This is a genomic window from Companilactobacillus zhachilii, from assembly GCF_003606365.2.
GTDB lineage: Bacteria > Bacillota > Bacilli > Lactobacillales > Lactobacillaceae > Companilactobacillus > Companilactobacillus zhachilii.
Genome location: NZ_CP031933.2, coordinates 782624 through 802100 on the forward strand (window position 1 = coordinate 782624; position 19477 = coordinate 802100).

General features: G+C 36.0%; 16 protein-coding genes. 12 read left to right on the forward strand and 4 right to left on the reverse strand.

Features of this window, described 5'->3' with window-relative positions:
• Positions 1 to 112: 112 nt before the first annotated feature.
• Complete coding sequence (locus tag D1B17_RS03365) at positions 113 to 1342, reverse strand: ArnT family glycosyltransferase (RefSeq protein ID WP_240704451.1); 1230 nt, start codon at positions 1340 to 1342, stop codon at positions 113 to 115.
• Positions 1343 to 2014: 672 nt separating this feature from the next.
• Here D1B17_RS03365 and D1B17_RS03370 point away from each other — a divergent pair.
• The 9 genes from D1B17_RS03370 to D1B17_RS03410 all read left to right on the forward strand — a co-directional run bounded on the left by D1B17_RS03370 (position 2015) and on the right by D1B17_RS03410 (position 12107).
• Complete coding sequence (locus D1B17_RS03370) at positions 2015 to 2308, forward strand: hypothetical protein (RefSeq protein WP_120143040.1); 294 nt, start codon at positions 2015 to 2017, stop codon at positions 2306 to 2308.
• 74 nt (positions 2309 to 2382) lie between these two features.
• Positions 2383 to 2871 (forward strand): hypothetical protein, encoded by a 489-nt coding sequence (locus tag D1B17_RS03375; RefSeq protein ID WP_120143039.1) that lies wholly within the window; start codon positions 2383 to 2385, stop codon positions 2869 to 2871.
• Between the two features lie 410 nt (positions 2872 to 3281).
• Positions 3282 to 5522 carry a ribonucleoside-triphosphate reductase, adenosylcobalamin-dependent gene (gene nrdJ, locus D1B17_RS03380; RefSeq protein WP_120143038.1) on the forward strand — a complete coding sequence of 747 codons (2241 nt, stop codon included), beginning with the start codon at positions 3282 to 3284 and terminating at the stop codon, positions 5520 to 5522.
• Between the two features lie 473 nt (positions 5523 to 5995).
• Positions 5996 to 6418 carry a CopY/TcrY family copper transport repressor gene (locus D1B17_RS03385; protein WP_120143037.1) on the forward strand — a complete coding sequence of 141 codons (423 nt, stop codon included), beginning with the start codon at positions 5996 to 5998 and terminating at the stop codon, positions 6416 to 6418.
• Positions 6419 to 6430: 12 nt separating this feature from the next.
• On the forward strand, positions 6431 to 8473 hold the full coding sequence (locus tag D1B17_RS03390) for a heavy metal translocating P-type ATPase (protein WP_120143036.1): 2043 nt from the start codon (positions 6431 to 6433) through the stop codon (positions 8471 to 8473).
• Positions 8474 to 8814: 341 nt separating this feature from the next.
• Positions 8815 to 9045: a type II toxin-antitoxin system RelB family antitoxin gene (relB, locus tag D1B17_RS03395; protein ID WP_120143035.1), complete on the forward strand. Its 231-nt coding sequence runs from the start codon at positions 8815 to 8817 to the stop codon at positions 9043 to 9045.
• 568 nt (positions 9046 to 9613) lie between these two features.
• On the forward strand, positions 9614 to 10357 hold the full coding sequence (locus tag D1B17_RS03400) for an ABC transporter ATP-binding protein (RefSeq protein ID WP_120143034.1): 744 nt from the start codon (positions 9614 to 9616) through the stop codon (positions 10355 to 10357).
• Positions 10332 to 11441: an ABC transporter permease gene (locus D1B17_RS03405; RefSeq protein ID WP_120143033.1), complete on the forward strand. Its 1110-nt coding sequence runs from the start codon at positions 10332 to 10334 to the stop codon at positions 11439 to 11441. Before D1B17_RS03400 ends, D1B17_RS03405 begins: the two co-directional genes overlap by 26 nt.
• Before the next feature lie 15 nt (positions 11442 to 11456).
• Positions 11457 to 12107, forward strand: coding sequence for a TetR/AcrR family transcriptional regulator (locus D1B17_RS03410; RefSeq protein WP_120143032.1), 651 nt, complete (start codon positions 11457 to 11459; stop codon positions 12105 to 12107).
• 368 nt (positions 12108 to 12475) lie between these two features.
• Here D1B17_RS03410 and D1B17_RS03415 read toward each other — a convergent pair whose 3' ends face one another.
• Both D1B17_RS03415 and D1B17_RS03420 read right to left on the reverse strand, forming a co-directional pair.
• Positions 12476 to 13468, reverse strand: coding sequence for a sensor histidine kinase (locus D1B17_RS03415; RefSeq protein ID WP_120143031.1), 993 nt, complete (start codon positions 13466 to 13468; stop codon positions 12476 to 12478).
• A gap of 255 nt (positions 13469 to 13723) precedes the next feature.
• Positions 13724 to 14413, reverse strand: coding sequence for a response regulator transcription factor (locus tag D1B17_RS03420; RefSeq protein WP_120143030.1), 690 nt, complete (start codon positions 14411 to 14413; stop codon positions 13724 to 13726).
• Positions 14414 to 14876: 463 nt separating this feature from the next.
• Here D1B17_RS03420 and D1B17_RS03425 point away from each other — a divergent pair, with 463 nt between their 5' ends.
• Together D1B17_RS03425 and D1B17_RS03430 are read left to right on the forward strand one after the other, a co-directional pair.
• Positions 14877 to 15647: an ABC transporter ATP-binding protein gene (locus D1B17_RS03425; protein WP_120143028.1), complete on the forward strand. Its 771-nt coding sequence runs from the start codon at positions 14877 to 14879 to the stop codon at positions 15645 to 15647.
• Positions 15628 to 17628, forward strand: a complete 2001-nt coding sequence (locus D1B17_RS03430; protein ID WP_120143027.1) for an ABC transporter permease — start codon at positions 15628 to 15630, stop codon at positions 17626 to 17628. Before D1B17_RS03425 ends, D1B17_RS03430 begins: the two co-directional genes overlap by 20 nt.
• A gap of 395 nt (positions 17629 to 18023) precedes the next feature.
• Here the strand turns inward: D1B17_RS03430 and D1B17_RS03435 are convergent, their stop codons facing one another.
• Positions 18024 to 18476 carry a hypothetical protein gene (locus tag D1B17_RS03435; protein ID WP_120143026.1) on the reverse strand — a complete coding sequence of 151 codons (453 nt, stop codon included), beginning with the start codon at positions 18474 to 18476 and terminating at the stop codon, positions 18024 to 18026.
• 44 nt (positions 18477 to 18520) lie between these two features.
• On the opposite strand from D1B17_RS03435, the gene D1B17_RS03440 reads away from it, so the two are divergent.
• Positions 18521 to 19246, forward strand: coding sequence for an MBL fold metallo-hydrolase (locus D1B17_RS03440; protein WP_120143025.1), 726 nt, complete (start codon positions 18521 to 18523; stop codon positions 19244 to 19246).
• Positions 19247 to 19477 lie beyond the last annotated feature (231 nt).

The following is a 19477-nucleotide window of genomic DNA, read 5'->3' on the forward strand; positions in this document are numbered from 1 at the left end:
TTTTACCTTGAATATGTGGTATAAAAATGTAGGTGACTTGCTACATTTAAACAAAAAAGTAATCCAAAATCGGATTACTTTTTTTCGAATACTAATTATGTTTTGTCACACTTTATTTTATAAAACTAAATGTTTTTTTAGAATTTAGTTTAATTGAGCTAAGAACGTGTAAAACTTGATAAAGCCCCAAGCTACCAACAATCGCAATGACTGGTAAAAATTCAATACGATATCTACCTTGAACTTCAATCAATAGTTGAACAACTGCAAATGCCATTAACGGTAATAGCAATAAATACAGTTTGTCATCAAATTTTGTACGGAAGAGCTGTAGTGAGCCAATCCAAGAGAAGATGATTAGGATAATTGAACCGACATAAGCCAGGAAGTTAATTCTATCAACAGTTTTAGTAGAATGAGCCATCCGAATATTAGCGGCATCAGTTGCCATTGTTCGACTTGACCAAAGACCTTGAGTTTTATGAATAAAGAGTGGTAGCCAAGCATGATTTTGATTTAAATAGGCTATTTCTTTATGTAACTTCTTATATTCAACTTTACTCATCTGTTTGCGTGACTTGTTTGGATTAATTAATTGGTCCATATCAGGTGAATATGTTCCTGCTGATTGATAGTTTAATCCTGTTACGAATTTCCATTCAGGATCGTTGTTAGTAAGACCGTATTCATTGATACCAGAAGCTTTTATTCCCCAACCAGCTAGTGAAAAGAGTACAAAGTAAATGGCAACAGTTAAAAACACTTTTATTGTTGCGTGATAATCTTTATTTTTTAGTAGTAGATAAATCAACGCATAAACGATGATTCCAGCAATGATGACTGGTCCAATTGGACGAATCAAACAACCGCCAGTCAAGGTGATACCTGCTAAAATGTAATATTTAAGTTCGTTTTTCATTATTAAATAGAAGGTTACTAAGTAAAGCAATGAACCTAAATATTGGTTACTTGCTTGACTGTTCAATGCGAACCAATCAAGGTCAATCATTAAAATAAGAATTGATAAACGGGCCATTTTGATATTATCGAAGATTTTGATTACAAATAAGTAAGTAATCAAAAGAATTAGAGCTTGATAAATTACGTTAAGAAATTGAATGGCAAAGATATGATAGCCGAAGATTTTGGAAACAATCATGGCATAAACGAAATAGCCGGACTGGTAGGCATATTTAGAGAAATAATCGTTGTCTGTTTGATAAAGTGGGTCACCGATATGGTAATTTAGCAGTCGATCCCAGAAATTACCGAAGTCACTTAATTGGACAGATGGTACTTTAGATATCCAGATTAAGGCAGTAATCATGAAAATAAGAATCATACTGAGTACAACGAGCCAGTTGAGTATTCGATCGTCAGTTTTTATTCGTGTTAATCCATAGCCAATTAAAAGCACTAATAGAACTGCCGCGATTACAATAATAGAATTATGAGTGTTTTGAAATAAAAAATTGTGATGATAAAAAGCTAACATTAGGATAAATATTGCAGTGGTTAAGATAGCAACACAAGCTAAGATAGTTTTGTTGATGACCTTTTGTATTTTTTCGATAATTGTTCCCCCTTAAAAAGTAGGGCATTTTAGCGTTAATATATACTCCAAAATAAATATAATCCCCAACATTAATTATTCTTAAGTAAATAAGACACAGTGTCATAAATTATCTAATTAAATTACAAAAGCAGCCAAATTAGTGGCTGCTTTTGTTTTGTTATATATATTATTCCCGAAAGAATAAAATACCCTCAAACAACATACTACACTAAGATATTATATCTTTAAAGAAATTTCTTTAATACGATGAATAATTTTAAATAAAATAAATTAAATGATATTTTTGCTATTTTATTTTTACAAATGATTGAGGATTAAATATTTAGTGAATTTAATTGTTAAACAAATAGTTAAGATTTATTTAATTAGTTGCTAGAAATAATCTTCTGATAGTATAGTTGGTGTCGTAAAAGGGAATCTACTAAGGGAGATATTAATATGCAAACGTTGGATCAATCAAAATCATATTATCGTCGAATCACAACGCTCGATATTGTTACTATTTTGATGATAATAGGCTTGCTGTTCTTTACAAATGGATTTTTACTTTCATTATTACTGATAGTGGTTTATCCGTTCAGTCATTCAAAAGTTTTGGTATCTGATATTGGGGATAAAAATACTAAACTTTGGGTTCGCAAGATGGACTGGGATATCTATCGTAAAGAACATCGCTTAGGTCCAATTATGCAATATAAATCCCGTAGTACGGTTGATATGAAACAGGCTTAGCAGACTATGCGTCTGCTTTTTTTATTTATATAAACCTATAATTGTGGCAATAAATATGTTTAGGAGGCAATATAATGAAAAAAGTTATAACATATTTATCTGTATCAATTGGTTTACTATTTGGATTATCGACTGTTGCTAATGTGACAACAGTTAAGGCGGATTCAACGTTGCCTGCAGGACATTATGCCTTTGCGGTAACAAGAACGACCGAAACAACTGATCAGAATGGAAACTTAACTTTAACAATTTTACCCAAAGGTTCTTCGTGGTTAATCAATACTGAATACGACAAGGGTGACCAAACATTCTTTCAATTGGCACCAAATATAGTTGTTAATTTGTATGCAGGTTATGTTTATATGCCCAAGGTCCAAGATTTAAAAGTTATTTCTAAAGGTCCAGCATCTTTATATGATCATAATGGACAATTAATTACTGACCGCGCATTAGCACCTGGTAGTGAGTGGTATTCGGATCGAGTGATTTTCTTGGATGGCGAAACTTATTATCGTGTAGCTACAGATGAATTTGTTTTACTCAGCGATGTTCAAGAATATTAGCTTTTTAAAATTGGTATAGGTCCAACGGTTTAACTTTAAATCGTTGGACCTTTTTATATCCAAAATAATTTTTCTTGTGGAACACCTGATGTGACAACCATACGTTCGTGTCAAGCAAAAAATTTAGTGTTATCCACTTGAAATTTTGCCAACAGTTTAAATTGAAAAAACCATTGCGAAGTCTTCGAGTTCGATATTAGAATAGTAGTTGCGACTTTGATTTTTCGCTTTGAATTCTCAAGAATTCTTTAAGGTACAAAATGTAATTTTGATCATAAAACTGCTGAAATGGCGGGGCACAAAATGGTTTGTCAAAAGTCAATGATAATAATTGACTACTAGATATTGTTATTATTTCAATTTGAAGGTACTATATATTGTGTTATTTAAATGTTGTGGAGTGATTATTAATGGACGTAATTAATAAAGTTATTTTATCTGACGAATTCGTCGATGAAGTTAAGAAAACAATTAAACCCCACTGGGGTGAATTAGGCTGGGTTACATACAAGCGTACTTATGCGCGTTATATTGATGAACTTGGCCGGACTGAAAACTGGTCCGAAACTGTTAAACGTGTGGTCGAAGGAAACATCAATCTTGACCCTCGTTTGAAAAATGACAATTTAACTGATGAACAATATGCCGGATTAGTTAAAGAAGCTCAAAATTTATACAAATTGGTCTATGGTTTAGCTGCCACTCCTTCAGGGAGAAACCTTTGGATCTCTGGAACTGAATATCAACATCGTAATGGGGATGCCCTAAACAATTGTTGGTTTGTCGCCATCAGACCTCAAAAATATGGTGATAGCCATATCGTGCCTAGTTATCTTCAAAAAGATCAACTAGCCGTTTCAATGCCTTTCTCATTCATGTTTGATCAATTGATGAAGGGCGGCGGGGTTGGTTTCTCTGTTGTTCCTAGCAATATGAAACTAATGCCTGTTGTTGATAATAAAGTTGATTTAACTGTTATTATCGGTAAGGAAAGTGCCTCATATAAGGATGCCATTGCTGCTGGTGCGGTTGACCGTGAAGACTGGTTGGCAAAACATGATATTTCAGACACACGTCATTATGAACTTCCTGATACACGTGAAGGCTGGGTTATCGGTAATGCCAATATGATCGATGCCCACTTTAACGATACAAATGATGGTTTCAAAGATGTTGTCCTTGATATTACTGACATTCGTGCCAAAGGTGAAAAAATTAAGGGCTTTGGTGGAACTGCTTCAGGTCCAGTACCTTTAGTTGAAATGTTCTTTGATATTAATGAAGTTTTGAATAATGCCGTTGGACGTAAGTTGACTTCAGTTGACTGTACCGATATGGGTAACTTGATTGGTAAAACAGTTGTTGCTGGTAATGTTCGTCGTTCAGCTGAGCTTGCTTTAGGTGGAGCAACTGATGACGACTTTATTACCATGAAACAAGATCAAAAGAAGCTATATCACCACCGTTGGGCCTCAAACAACAGTGTGGCGGTTGATTCAGAGTTCAAACGTTATGCACCAATTGCTGATTCAATTACTCATAATGGTGAACCTGGTATTGTTAACTTGGAATTGTCACGTAACTATGGACGTGTTATTGATGGTTATCAACCAGGAATTGATGATGGTGTTGAAGGAACTAATCCTTGTGGAGAGATTTCATTAAGTAATGGTGAACCATGTAACTTGTTTGAAGTCTTCCCATTGATTGCGACTGAACAAGGTTGGAGTTTGGAAGAGGCCTTTGCTTTGGCTGCTCGTTATACAAAACGTGTTACATTCAGCAACTATGATTGGGAAGTTTCACGTGATGTTATTCAAAAGAATCGTCGTATCGGTGTCTCAATGTCAGGTATTCAAGATTGGATTTTGACAACCTTTGGAAATCGTGTTGTGACAGGCTTTGAAGCTACAACTGATCCTGAATCAGGCGAAACAATTCAAAAGCCAATTTATGACCAACGTGTTGTTGATAAGTTCGATGATTTGTATCACACCGTTGTTGAAGCTGATAAGGAATATTCCAAAGCTCTTGGATGCAAACCTTCTATTAAACACACAACAGTTAAACCATCTGGTACTGTTGCTAAGTTAGCTGGAGTTTCGGAAGGAATGCATTTCCACTATGCTGGATACTTGATTCAAAGAATCAGATTCCAAGATACCGACCCATTATTGCCAGCCTTGAAAGCTTGTGGATACAAGATTGAACCTGACGTTTACACGAAACATACAATGTGCGTTGAGTTCCCAGTTAAGGCTGCCAATGCTGATGACCCTAACTTTGCTTCAGCAGGATCAGTTTCAATCGCTGAACAATTTGCTACCCAAGCCTTCTTACAAACATATTGGTCAGACAATGCGGTTAGTTGTACCATTACCTTCCAACCCAAAGAAGCCGACCAAATTGCATCATTGATGTATCAATACAGACACGTCACAAAATCAACTTCATTGTTACCATATAGTGGAGCTGACTTTAAGCAAGCACCTAAAGAGCCAATCGACAAGAAAGTTTATCAAGAACGTGAATCAGAAGTAAGCGAAGACGTTGCTGCTGTCTTTGCCAAACAAAATGATAATCACGATAAGAAAGATATCGAATTAGTCGATCAGTCAGACTGCGAAAGCGGAGCTTGTCCGATTAGATAGCTCGGTTGTGTGCGATAGTTATTAATTGGGTCGTTGTTTGATTTAAAATATTCGAATAAGTAATTTAAGACAGAGACATCCTTAATAGGGTGCCTCTTTTTTTGCTTTTAATTTTAATGTTTGATTGGTTTTGAACTTATTTTCAAATTTAATGTAATAGTTGAAAATATAAAACAAACAACCAATAAACTAGCTGGAAGGAACAAGAGATTTAGGTCGCTGTGAAGGTGGCGTTATGGCTTTAGCCATTACACCACGGGACGACTTTTGAGACTTGCGGTCTTTGCAAGGCTCAAAATCGAGATTCGAGACCGCTCTTTGGCTCGAATCGGTCTCCATAGCGACCTAAATCTCTTGTTCCTGGAGGCGGCCCCTAAAAATAATCATTATACTTTACTTTTTAAATTTACAGTTGTAAACTAAGAAGTGTAAAAGAGATTACAAATGTAAACATAGATTGAGGAGGAAATGACATGAAAGAGGTTGAAACGATGAGTCGTGCTGAATGGCAAGTGATGCGAATCATTTGGACATTAGGTGAAGCCACAAGTAAGCAAGTCATCGAGATCCTTGAACGTAAAACAGATTGGAAAGCTGCCACGATTAAGACTTTGATGATTCGGCTTCAAAAGAAACATTTTCTCAAAGCTGAGGAAACAAAGCGTCCTTATATTTATCAGCCAATGATTCAAGAGAATGAAGCAATTCATGAAAGTGTTAATGAACTATTTGATAGCATCTGTTGTATGCGTAAGGGTAGTGCAATTAATGATTTGATTGAGAATTCAGATATTTCGCAAAGTGATATTTCGCAAATGATAGCAACATTAAATAAAAAAGCTCAGACAGCACCTGAAGAAGTCGAATGTGACTGCTTGGAAGCTGAATTGAACTAAGGGGATGATTTTATGAAAGATATGGATATGAAACATGCAGATATGAAAGACATGAAAATGGATATGTCCAGTGGTCACGATATGATGATGCACGGTGGTCATATGATGGACATGGGTGATTTAAGACAAAAGTTTTGGATTTCACTAGCTTTAGCGATTCCAGTATTTATTTTGTCACCATTTATGGGGATGCATCTACCATTTCAATTTCAATTCCCTGGTTCAGATTGGATCGTTTTGATTTTGTCCACAGCGCTTTATTTCTACGGTGGGAAACCATTTTTAACGGGGGCTAAAGGTGAATTGTCAGAAAAGCAACCAGCCATGATGACTTTGATTACTATGGGTATCAGTGTTGCTTATATTTATAGTCTTTATGCGTTCGTTATGAATGATTTGTTACATTCGTCAAATCGAATCATGGATTTCTTCTGGGAATTAGCTTCATTGATCGTCATCATGTTGTTAGGTCACTGGATTGAAATGAAGTCGACTATGAGCGCTGGTAATGCGTTACAAAAAATTGCTTCACTAGTACCAAATCAAGTTCACATGGTTCATGGCGATAAAACGATGGATCACGATATCTCAATGGTTAAATCAGGTGATGTCGTTGAAGTCCGTGCCGGTGAATCAGTGCCACTTGATGGACATATTATTGCCGGTTCTGGCTATATCAATGAATCATTGATTACTGGTGAGTCCAAAGCTGTTAAAAAGGAACTCGGTAGTAAAGTGGTCGGTGGATCAATCAACGGTGATAGCACAATTAAGGTTAAAGTTGATAAATCGGCTGGAGAAGGCTATTTGTCACAAATAAGTAAGTTGGTATCTGATGCCCAAAACAATCGTTCTAAGACGCAAATGTTAGCTGATAAGGTATCTAGTTGGTTGTTCTATGCTGCTTTGACGGCCGGAATTTTATCATTTATTTACTGGTTGATTTTCGGTGATATGAATACGGCTTTGAACAGATTAGTTACTGTTTTAGTTATCGCATGTCCCCACGCTTTAGGTTTGGCCATTCCTTTGGTTATGTCACGTAGCACTTCAATCGCTGCCACAAATGGATTGATTATTCGTGATAACCAAGCAATCGAAAACAGTCGTAAGATTGATTACATTGCTATGGATAAAACTGGTACGTTAACTGAGGGTAAGTTTAACGTCAACGGACTTCAAAGTATGGATAAGTCAGTTGATGATAAGAAATTATTGTCACTTATTGCTGGTATTGAAAGTGGGTCAAGTCATCCAATCGCTAATAGTGTTGTTCAATATGCTAAAGAACAAAACGTTACACCAACTGCTTTGGATAACATTAAAGCTCTTAAAGGTTATGGTATGAGCGGTACTTTAGATAACAACGAATACTACTTAATTAATATGAAGTATCTTAACGAAAATAAAATTACTGTCGATAAGCAATTAGTTCAAGCATATTTGGATAAAGGTAACACCATTAGTTTTCTAGTTACTGATAACAAAGTATTAGGATTTGTTGCTTTGGGTGACACGATTAAGAAGAATACGGTTGAATTTATTAAAGAATTAAAAGCTAGAAATATTACCCCAATCATGTTGACTGGTGATAATAAAGAAGCTGCTGCCATTATGGCTAAACAAATGGGTATTGATGAATTCAGAGGCGAATTATTACCTGAAGATAAGCACAACGTTATTAAACAACTCGAACTTGATGGTCATCATGTCATGATGGTCGGTGATGGGATCAATGATGCACCTAGTTTGGCTTCAGCAACAATCGGTGTCGCAATTGGTGCCGGAACAGATGTCGCAATTGATTCAGCCGATGTTGTTCTCTATAATTCAGATCCAAGTGATATTATCAAATTCTTCAAACTATCACACAATACCTACCGTAAGACGATTGAGAATCTCTGGTGGGGGGCTGGTTATAATATCTTAGCCATTCCACTAGCAGCCGGAGTTCTAGCAGGTGTTGGCTTTGTCCTAAGTCCTGCCGTCGGTGCTGTGGTTATGTCATTGTCAACGGTGGTTGTTGCATTGAATGCTTTGACACTTAAAATGTAGAAATATTCGAATTAATTAGTGATTTTTAAATTCGGATAGTAACAATTATTAAAATTGTTGGTACCAAAAAATAAGCAAATAAATTGACTAATTGACTAGAATCGTCGATTAAGTTAAAAAGATTAGTCTAAATAGGGTTACCGCTTTCAGTGGTAGACCTATTTTTATTTTGTATGCCAAATGAAAGAATAAATTATAATGGCGGTTATATTTAAATTAAATAATTATTAATCAAATTATAGAATATCTTTTATATAAAGTTGAATTGTGAATAAGATAACTATTGAAAAAAGTTGTTCGACAATATACACTGTATTTGAAAATAAGGTAGGTGACGAGAAATGGCAGTTATAGCTTTAGATTTGGATGAACAGGACGAAAAGCTGATTAAGAACTATGCAAAATCTAAGAATATAAGCGTATCTGCTTTTCTTCGCTCGGTAGCTGTCGAAAAAATAGAAGACGATTTGGACGATCGACTCTATGAGAAGGCAGTCAGAGAATCTAAGAACAACGACCATGACATTTCACTAGAAGCACTGCATAGGGAAATGGAGGCATACTGTTGTTAACTGTTCGAAGCAATGATAAAGAATAAATGCCTGTGAAGCTTTTACTTCACGGGTATTTTTTTGTTCTCTCTTAAATTTGGTTAGTTGCCGTCTCTGGGTGCAAGAAATGTTGGCGCTGTGGGGACCGACCAAAGCCTTGCGTCTCAGGTCTCGATTTTGAACTTCGCAAAGTACGCGAATTTCAAAACTCGTCCCGTGGTGTAATGGCTAAAGCCATAACGCCACCTTCACTGCTGCCAACATTTCTTGCACCCAGAGACTAATACATTCGTTATTTTTTATACGGTATAACTAATTAATTGATTCGATAAAAAGATTACATATTATTTGAAATTGAATATGAGAAAAAGGCTAGATATTTTTCTGGACTTATACCAGTGCGAAGATATCCAGCCTTTTTTACATTCGATTCTATAACCAAAGTTGAGAAAGAACCTTTTTTTCTGGTTAGATGCTAAAGAAATTTCACAGTTATTGACAAACGTTTTAAAAAGAATTATTCTTTGTTCATTAAGTGAGTAACCAAACACTCACCAACTAATTTTACAGATTTGAAAGGTAAACAATTATGGTAAATACAATTATTTCTATGAAGAATGTTGTTAAGAAATTCGGCAAAGAAACTGTTTTGAACCATATTGATTTTGATATTCCTCAAGGTAAGATCATTGGTTTGATTGGTCCTTCGGGTGCTGGTAAATCGACTATTATTAAAATTATTTTAGGTATGGAAAAGACGCAAAAAGGTTCTGCCACTGTTTTTGGGAAAATCATGCCTAATCGTCAACTGTTGAATCGAATTGGTTATATGGCACAAACGGATGCTTTGTATGAAGCCTTGACGGCTAAAGAAAACTTGCAATTTTACGCTGATATGAAAGGTATAGCTGGTCAAAAGGCTAATCGACAAATTTTGCACGTGGCTGAAGTGGTCGAATTAACCAATGATTTGAATAAGCGTGTTAGCGGATATTCTGGAGGTATGAAGCGGCGCTTGTCACTCGCGATTGCGATGCTTGGTGACAGTGAAGTTTTAATTTTAGATGAACCAACGGTTGGAATTGACCCAGCGTTACGTCGTCAAGTTTGGAGTGAACTTCATAAATTGCGGGATCAAGGCAAGACGATTTTAGTTACAACACATGTTATGGATGAAGCTGAATTAGTTGATGATGTGGCCTTGATTCTTGGTGGTCAGTTGATTGCCTATGATACTCCAGCCAATTTGAAAGCCCAATACAATGAAGTTACGGTCGAAAATGTTTTCTTAAAGGTGGAATACGAAAATGAAAAGAACTTGGTCTATCGCTAAACGGGTTTTAAAAGAATTATTGCGTGACAAAAGAACTTTAGCCTTGATGTTTTTAGCCCCAATTCTAGTCTTGACGTTGATGAAGGTTGTTTTTACCGCTAACTCTACGACGAGTGTCAATATTGCAACGATTAACGTCCAAAGCGGTCTCGTTAGTCAAATAAAAAAAGTTGATCATATCAAGGTTTATAAATATGCAACTGAAACGAAGGCTAATAAAGCTTTAAAAAATCAAAAGGTTGATGGCATCGTTCATTACAAAAATGGTAATTTCTATGTTAAAAATGCCAATACTGATGCTAGTAAAACGACAGCTACGAAGGCTGCTTTGAAGTCATCGATGGTTGCAATGAATATCAAAGAATTGAAATCAACATTAACGTCTATGGCGGCAATGAATCCGCAAATAGCTATGAGGATGAAATCGAAGCAATCGAAGACACCGAAGATTCATAATAGCTATGTTTATGGTGATAAAGATACGTCATTTTTTGATAAAATTTTGCCAATTTTAATGGGGTTCTTTGTCTTTTTCTTCGTCTTTCTCATTTCAGGAATGGCGTTATTGAAAGAGAGAACAAGTGGTACTTTGGACCGACTTTTGGCAACACCAGTGAGACGTTCAGAGATCGTGTTTGGTTACATGATTAGTTATGGGCTTTTAGCAATTGTCCAGACGTTGATAATTGTGCTGTATACGATTTACGTTCTAAAAGTTGAGGTTTTGGGAAACTTATGGAATGTTGTGATTGTGAACGTAGTTTTGGCGATGGTGGCTTTAGCTTTTGGTATTTTAATGTCGACATTTGCCAAATCAGAATTTCAAATGATGCAATTTATTCCTATCATCGTTATCCCACAAGTGTTTTTCTCGGGTATTATTCCATTAGATACAATGGCACATTGGGTACAAAATATTGCTTATATTTTACCGCTTAAATATTCTGGTCAAGCAACGAGTGATATTGTGATGAGCGGTGCAGGACTTGATCAAATTTTGTCGCCAATTGGTGCGTTGTTGATTTTCTTGGTAGTATTAACTATCTTAAATGTACTTGGTTTAAAACGTTATCGTAAAGTGTAGAAGGGATTTGATTTTTTGGCAGAGCAAGAGCTTTCACAAGATTTTAAAAAATGGGTTGGCCAGTCCGATATGCCAACGGGTAAGAAAAAAGTTGTTTTAGCAGCCTTAGAACTCTTTTCAAAAAAGGGTTTCGATGGTACTTCAACGCAAGAGATTGCCAAGACTTCAGGGATGAGTCAGGCAACCATTTTTAAGTATTTTAAAACTAAAGAAGATTTGCTGGAATTTATTATTACCCCATTGATGAAAAATATTTTTCCAGTTTATGTGAATGACTTTCAAAAAGAATTAGTTGCTAAAAAGGGTAATATTGAAGATCTGATCCATTTTGTCGTTCAAAATCGCTATCACTTTTTAGTAGATAATCGTGAAGTCGCCTTAATCGTTCTTTCAGAAATTTTGACGAAAGATAAAGTTCGCGACAAGTTTGTTGAATTAGTTGAGAAACGTGGCTCTGATATTATTCAAGTTTTTGTGAAAATGGCTCATGAGACCGGCCAAATTAGAGCTGATATTAAACCAGAAACAATTATTAGAATGGTCATTTCTCAAATTTTATTTTATTTTGTCCAAAATAATAAAGTTATGGCACCGAAATCAGCAGAGGAAACTAAGCAAGATTTGGCTGAGATTGAAAAGGTGGTTATTTCGGCAATTAAAAAGTAGGTTTTGAGGATGCCGCCAAAAGGGGCAAGAAAATTAGGTCGCTGTGGGGACCGATTCGAGCCGAAGGGCGGTCTCGAATCTCGACTTTGAACCTCGCAAAGTACGCGAGTTTCAAAGCTCGTCCCGTGGTGTAATGGCTGAAGCCATAACGCCACCTTCACAGCGACCTAATTTTCTTGCCCCTTTCGGCTAGGTTATTTGTTGGGCTTTCTTGATTATTACAGTGTTGCTGTTTTATTTCATTGATACTGATAGCAAGGGGTAAGTATATTTTGAATCTTCAATCAACAGTACGAAAACAATTCAAAATCAAAAAAACTAGCTACTTTTTCTGGATTTATTCCAGTGGAAAAATAGCTAGTCTTTTTTTACTTGTAATATGGTAAGTCTAAAAAGGTAATAATTGTTTCTGTACCTTCACCTAGGTGTGAGGTAACTGTGATTGTATGTCCAAGTTTATCGATCATCTTTTTAGTTAAATACAAGCCCATGCCGGTTGATTTGCTGCCGGATTGACGGCCGTTGCTTCCGGTGAATCCTTTGTTGTAAATACGGCTGATGTCTTGATTGGAAATGCCGATACCATTGTCTTTGATATGTAGCTCGATATTATTATTAGATGTTGTAGTAAAGATGGAAATTTTACCACCATTGTCAGTGTATTTTAAACTGTTTGCTAAAATTTGATTGATAATAAAACTTAACCATTTTTCATCGGTCAAGACTTTTTTATCGGTTAAATCAAAGTTGATACCGATACGTTTGCTGATAAATAGGCGCTTATTTGTGCGGATACAAGCTTTAACGATGTCATTTAAATCTTGCTCTTGAATCAAATAATCATTTGAGAAATTATTCAAACGGGCAAAGTAGAGTGCTTGGTCGACTAGATAATCAATTTGGTCAATCTCTTCGGCAATTAAGGCAGGGTCCAAATCATCATCTTGTGACAGTTTTAAGGCTGCCAAAGGTACTTTGATATCATGAACCCAAGATTCAGTGTATTCGCGCTGATCTTTTTGATTTTGATAGAGTTCAGTCAATTCGGTGCGGTATTCCATTGAAATATTGTTGATTTTCGTTTGAATAAACTTTTGCTCATTATTGCGGGCACCGAAGAGTTCTTTAGACAAGTCCTCTTGATAGTTTTCGAGTTGTTTGTACCAAGCCTTTTTGTGCATGTAGGAAATAGATAAATTGACTATTAAAAAGACCATCGCTAATATCCATGTGTAAATTAAGGTACCAATGTGGAAGTTAACTTGCGGGTCTAAAAAAAGCACCAATTCAACGAAGGTCATTCCTACTAGAACAATCAGGATAGAGTAGATATGATCGCGTAAGTATTTAAAAAATGTCATGTTTTACCTCGTTAACTAAAGGTTTAAAGATGCCACCTCCGGGTGCGAGAAATATAGGTTGCTGTGGGGACCGACCTGAGCCAAGGTCTCAGGTCTCGATTTTGAACTTCGCAAAGTACGCGAATTTCAAAACTCGTCCCGTGGAGTAGGAGCTAAAGCTCCAACACCACCTTCACTGCTACCTATATTTCTCGCACCCGGAGGCTAGGGTATTAGTTATATATAATGGTTAATGGAAATCATATGTGTAGAGTATCAAATAGTTAAAAGATTAGGGATAATATATCCTTGTCCAACTTTAGTGACGATGTAATTCTTCAAGCCAAATTTCTCGATTTTTCCACGTAGACGGTTGATATTAACGGTCAAAGTGTTGTCATCAACGAAGCGCTCATCGTCCCACATGAAGTTTAAAAGTTGTTCTCGTGTGACGATTTTTCCTTGGTCTTTTAAGAGACGTTGTAATAATTTATACTCATTTTTTGATAAATCGATTTTGTTGTCATCAATTTCAACTGAACCGCTGGATAAGTTTAATTTTAATCCGTTGTGTTCGATTACGTCACTGGTACTTTTAGTAAAGTCGTATGTTCGACGTAATAAAGCATTGATTTTGGCAATTAAGATATCAATTGAGAAGGGTTTCTCAACGAAATCGTCTGCCCCCATGTTCATAGACATGATTTGATCCATGTTAGAATTACGGGATGAGATGATAATAATTGGTGTTTTGGAAATTTTGCGAATTTCTTGGTTCCAATAGTAGCCATCATATACTGGTAAATTAATATCGAGCAAAACTAGATCCGGTTTATAGTCATTGAATTGTTCAATGATATTATTAAAATCCTTAGTGATATAAGAATTCATTTGCCATTTTTCGAGATTTTCACTGATTAGTTGGGAGATGGATGGGTCATCTTCAATAATCATAATTTTAGCCATGATAAATTTCCTCCGTGCTAGAATAAAGACACTATATAGTATGATAACAATAATTTATACTTGGTTGAAAGTCAATTTTATGTTGCCGCCTCCGGGCACTATGAAGTTCACCTGCTGTGGGACCGCCTGGAGCCAAGGTCTCCAGGCTCGATTTTGAGCTTCGCAAAAATCGCGAATCTCAAAACTCGTCCGTGGAGTAAGAGCTAAAGCTCTAACACCACTGTCACTGCTGGTGAACTTCATAGTGCCCTCCGGCTAGAGGTTTGTTATTATTTTTATCATATTATATTTAAAGTAAAATAAATTATGAAATTGTTTTAATTATAGTAGAATTTTATGTTTGCTGTCTTGCTATTAACAGATTAAAACTTTATTTATGAATATAAAAAAGAAGTTAAAAATACATTAGCTGGTGGTTTCGGAAAATTTTTCTGAAACCACCAGCGGCATAGGAGAGTTAACTGTGCAAATTGCTGTAAAAAATATTTCGAAAGATTTCGGGCGCAAGCGTAATGCTGTGCATGCTATTAAAGATATCAGTCTTGAGGTTGACCATGGTGAGTTTCTGGGTATCATGGGTCCCTCTGGTGCTGGTAAAACAACGTTGTTAAACATGATTTCGACTAATGAACGGCCTGATCATGGTCAAATCATGATTGATGGGTTGGATTTAACACAACTGCATGACCGTGATCAAGCTAAGTATCGTCGAAATAAGATGGGCTTTATTTATCAAAGTTTTGAATTGTTGGATTCTTTGAATGTGAAGGAAAATGTTATTTTACCATTAGCTTTGAATCGGTCTAATAAAAAGCTGATTGAAGAACGGTTTGATTATATGATGCAACTGTTGAATATTACAAAACTATCTGACCGTGCGATTGATGAATTATCACTTGGGCAAAGACAAATTGTGGCAGCCGCTCGAGCTTTGATTAATCGCCCGGAAATTTTGTTTGCCGACGAGCCAACGGGTTCGCTTGATTCTAAGTCAGCAACTATTTTGTTGAATTACATGCAGATGGTTAATGAAAAGGAGAAAACGACGATTCTGATGGCTACACATGATGCGTTTACGGCTAGTTATTGTAGTCGCGTAATCTTTATCAAAGATGGGGTCGTCTTCTCAGAAATTGTTAATCCGGGCAATCGTGACAAGTTTTTTGAACAAATAATCAACATGCAACGAACGATTGGTGGAGGGGATTACTTCAATGTATCGCAAAATTATTAAACGTAGTCTGTCCAATATGCGTGACAGTTATTTGATCTATATTTTGGCATGTAGTTTTGCCATTGGCATTTTTGGGATTTTGATGTCGATTGGGGATAGTCCTTCAGTTTACATTGCACTGCATTGGTGGGATACCTTCATTTACGATATTACGAATGTTATGAGCGGATTATTCGCCTTTTTTGCGTTTATTTATATGATTTACGTCGGCGGTTTCTTCGTTAAACAACAACGAAATGAGTTTTTAACTTTTGAAAAATTAGGAATGCAACGTTGGGTGATTGTAACGATTAGTTTCTTTCAGACCGTAATTGTGCAAGCAGTGGCTTGGCTGATTGGGATTACCTTCATGTTTATTTTTCAAAAATTTATGGGCATGTTGCTGTTTTACTTGATGCAGGTGCATTTTAATTTTGACATGTACATAGGCTGGGGTAATTTGCTGATTTTACTGCAAGTGTTTTCTGCCTCAACCTTGATTTTAAGCACGATTAATGCCATTAAGACTGTTCGAATCTTACGGAAGAAGCAACGACGAACGATTGTCAAAGCTCGGTGGTGGTTACGGATTCCCGCAGGCTTTTTGGGAGTCGTATTATTGCTAAGTGCGCAAGTTACCACACTATATCTTTTTAAAGATATGCGAACAATTAGTTATTCATCTCGACCACTTGTTGAAATTTTTTACGTTGTAGTAACAGATATTTTTGGCACTTACTTAGTTTATTATGGTTTTTTGCCAACTATTTTAAACGTGATGGAAAGGATTCGTTCAGTTTCTTATTCAGGTATTAACTTATTTTCGTTCAAGTATATGAAGGAGCGACTTTTTCAAAACATTTCGATTTTATGGTTTGTGACCGAGTTATCGGCTTTAGCGTTAGCTCTGTTGACCTTTTGTTACTTTGGTTACCAAGCGGTACACCAAAACTACAACAGTGCTTATCCGTTCGAATTAGCGGCTAATAAGGATACTGTGAAAGTGATTCGAGGAGAATTGAAGAAGAGTAATGCCAAGTTGAAAGGTAGCTATAAAACAGCCGTCAAGGTCAATTTAGTATCTTATTACAGTAAGTCAAGTCAATCATATATTCGTCAGCCAATGACCTTTATGTCGTATTCCGACTATAAATCATTACCCAAACGAATGCGAAAATATAATCCAAAAATCAATGGACATGAATTTTTGAAAATTGATTATAATTCATCGATTATGTATCACAATAATTCCAAGGAACATGATATTGAGGTCAAGGATGCTCCAATCATTCAAACAGCTAAGCAAGGGCATTCATTCCCATATGGTAGTTCGATGCATTTTGGACCAATGATGATCGTACCGAATAAATATTATCGGAATATGCCTAGTGAAGTGAAGGATACCTTTTATGGTTGGGATTTCAGAAAAGGGGATCGTTTAAGCAAGTCACAATTACGTGAGCTTGATAATTATCGGGATGCCTACTATATGAAGGTCAACTTCAAGTCATCACTGGCAGATTCGACAATCGAAGTTATGAAAAAAGAACCTAACAAGTATGAAGCCGCAACTTATACGCAATCAGGTTTCTTACGTCAAGGTAATTTGAAAAAGCAATTCAAACAAGGTGGCGGATTTTATTTATTTATTGTGGCACTGTTCAGTGTCGCATTATTGGTCGCACTGGGAAGCGTTCTAACCTTGCGGATTTTGTTGCGAGATGATTACCAATCACGCCAATTACGGACATTGCAAAAAATTGGTGTTGAAGAATCAGAAATCAAGGGAATTATCAGACGAGAAAATACCTTAACATTCTTAATTCCTATTGTTTTTGCCTTGATACAGTCCTTTACGGCGATTGCAATGTTTGATTTTGGACGGCATATTTCGAAGAATATCGTCTTAATATATGGTGGCTATATCGTCTTGTACGGACTATTCGGAATTATCAGTTTCCAAGTTTCTTGGCGTGGTATTAAGCAAAAATTTAATCTTTAAATGGGCCGCCTCCAGGAGTAAGAAAATTAGGTCGCTGTGGGGACCGATTCGAGCCGAAGGGCGGTCTCGAATCTCGACTTTGAACCTCGCAAGGTACGCGAGTTTCAAAGCTCGTCCCGTGGTGTAAGAGCTAAAGCTCTAACGCCACCTTCACGGCGACCTAATTTTCTTGCTCCTTACGGCTAGTTTATTCGTTGTTTTGAATAAATTTTTGGTGGAGTATTACATTTAAATTAAAATAAAATCAAAAAGACTAGATTTTTTATCTCGATATAAATGCCGATGATAAAAATTGTCTAGTCTTTTTTGTTTGGTTCCATAATTAAAGTTAAGAAAGAGTTCCAAAATCAAATTGCTTGTATGCGGAAACTGACTATATTCTGTAGGGCAAGAAACTAATCTACCAATGAATAAGCTTTTGAGAAGAATCCAAAATCTTCTTCAGTTGTACCTTGAATTTGTTTTTGAATTTCTTCTTGTAGCATCAATTGCCAGGCTTTAATTTGGCTGGTTTCGGTAAATGTGCGAATAATTAAATATTCTCTTGGACTTTCCCTTTTTTGCAAGGTGGCAGTTGCGTTAGAATTGAAGGAGTATTGGTGGGTACCAAATAATTTATCTTCGAACAACTTGGCTTGATCTGGATTTAATTTCAAATAAGTCAACGAATATAAATTCTTCTGAGGGTTGTAAAATCCATTGATACTGCGATATTGTGCAAATGTCGATAACCTTTTTATTAAAAGATGGTCAGCATTTGCATGAAATAAGGGTTTTAATAAGGTATCAGCAGTTGTTAGCTGACTCTTTAAAAAATTATATGTGCCTAGCTTTAATGTTATGTTCATAATTATTGAAATCCTTTCAACTAAATTTTTTTTGGAGGTTTTCCATGTTAGTTACAGTTTTAGGCTTTTACGGTGGTTATCCACATAATGGAATTGGTACATCAGGCTATTTACTACAGTCCGATGATAAAAAATTGTTGGTCGACTGTGGTAGTGGTGTTCTCAATGCGCTATCCAAATATATGAAACCAACCGATTTAGATGCTGTTGTGTTATCCCATTATCACCATGATCATACAGCAGATGTCGGTGTTTTGCAGTACGAATGGCTTGCCGCTAAGAAGGAGAATCCACTTCCTATTTATGGTCATACACAAGATTTTGTCAACTATGCACAATTAACTGTTGATAATGCCACAAAGGGAATTGCCTACAACGACTACGAACCAACGCAGATTGGCGATTTGAAATTTGAATTTCTTAAAACGGTTCATCCCGTTCCAGCTTATGCAATGCGTATTACTGATAAAGCGGGTAAGGTTCTGGTTTATACAGCCGATACAACATATTTTGATGGCTTAGTTGATTTTGCCAAAGATGCTGATTTATTAATTGCTGACACTAATTTCCCAGAAGATGTCACAGGACGTAAAGCACATCTAAATACTAAAGAGGCCGGGACTTTAGCTAAAGAAGCTAAAGTAAAACGTTTGATGATCAGTCATCTTCCACAAACGGTTGACTTGGAGACTATGTTAGCACAATCACAAAAATATGCAGGTGATATTCCAGTCGTTCACGCTTTCCAAGGATTAGAGATGGAAGTTTAATCGCGGTCTAATAAGGATTAGTTTTCAATGAAAGCTGTATTAAATTTAACTAATACAATAAATAAACTAATATTTATATAATTTGTGAACACTTTACATAAAGGGCTATTTGTCGGGTACTTTTTTTCACAAGTATGTAAAATTCGAACAAATATTCGTAACTTTTTATTGAAAAAGTATAGATTTTATTATGATAGTAAGTTACAATATTTATGTGTTTAAAGAGTTTGA

What these genes read in the sequence shown, in the direction of transcription:
- D1B17_RS03420 (WP_120143030.1), bottom strand. Translation starts at nt 14,413, where the DNA reads ATGGCTAAAATTATGATTATTGAAGATGACCCATCCATCTCCCAACTA.
- D1B17_RS03405 (WP_120143033.1), top strand. Translation starts at nt 10,332, where the DNA reads ATGAAAAGAACTTGGTCTATCGCTAAACGGGTTTTAAAAGAATTATTG.
- D1B17_RS03430 (WP_120143027.1), top strand. Translation starts at nt 15,628, where the DNA reads ATGTATCGCAAAATTATTAAACGTAGTCTGTCCAATATGCGTGACAGT.
- D1B17_RS03440 (WP_120143025.1), top strand. Translation starts at nt 18,521, where the DNA reads ATGTTAGTTACAGTTTTAGGCTTTTACGGTGGTTATCCACATAATGGA.
- nrdJ (WP_120143038.1), top strand. Translation starts at nt 3,282, where the DNA reads ATGGACGTAATTAATAAAGTTATTTTATCTGACGAATTCGTCGATGAA.
- D1B17_RS03365 (WP_240704451.1), bottom strand. Translation starts at nt 1,342, where the DNA reads ATGATTCTTATTTTCATGATTACTGCCTTAATCTGGATATCTAAAGTA.
- D1B17_RS03435 (WP_120143026.1), bottom strand. Translation starts at nt 18,476, where the DNA reads ATGAACATAACATTAAAGCTAGGCACATATAATTTTTTAAAGAGTCAG.
- relB (WP_120143035.1), top strand. Translation starts at nt 8,815, where the DNA reads ATGGCAGTTATAGCTTTAGATTTGGATGAACAGGACGAAAAGCTGATT.
- D1B17_RS03385 (WP_120143037.1), top strand. Translation starts at nt 5,996, where the DNA reads ATGAAAGAGGTTGAAACGATGAGTCGTGCTGAATGGCAAGTGATGCGA.
- D1B17_RS03390 (WP_120143036.1), top strand. Translation starts at nt 6,431, where the DNA reads ATGAAAGATATGGATATGAAACATGCAGATATGAAAGACATGAAAATG.
- D1B17_RS03375 (WP_120143039.1), top strand. Translation starts at nt 2,383, where the DNA reads ATGAAAAAAGTTATAACATATTTATCTGTATCAATTGGTTTACTATTT.
- D1B17_RS03400 (WP_120143034.1), top strand. Translation starts at nt 9,614, where the DNA reads ATGGTAAATACAATTATTTCTATGAAGAATGTTGTTAAGAAATTCGGC.
- D1B17_RS03415 (WP_120143031.1), bottom strand. Translation starts at nt 13,468, where the DNA reads ATGACATTTTTTAAATACTTACGCGATCATATCTACTCTATCCTGATT.
- D1B17_RS03370 (WP_120143040.1), top strand. Translation starts at nt 2,015, where the DNA reads ATGCAAACGTTGGATCAATCAAAATCATATTATCGTCGAATCACAACG.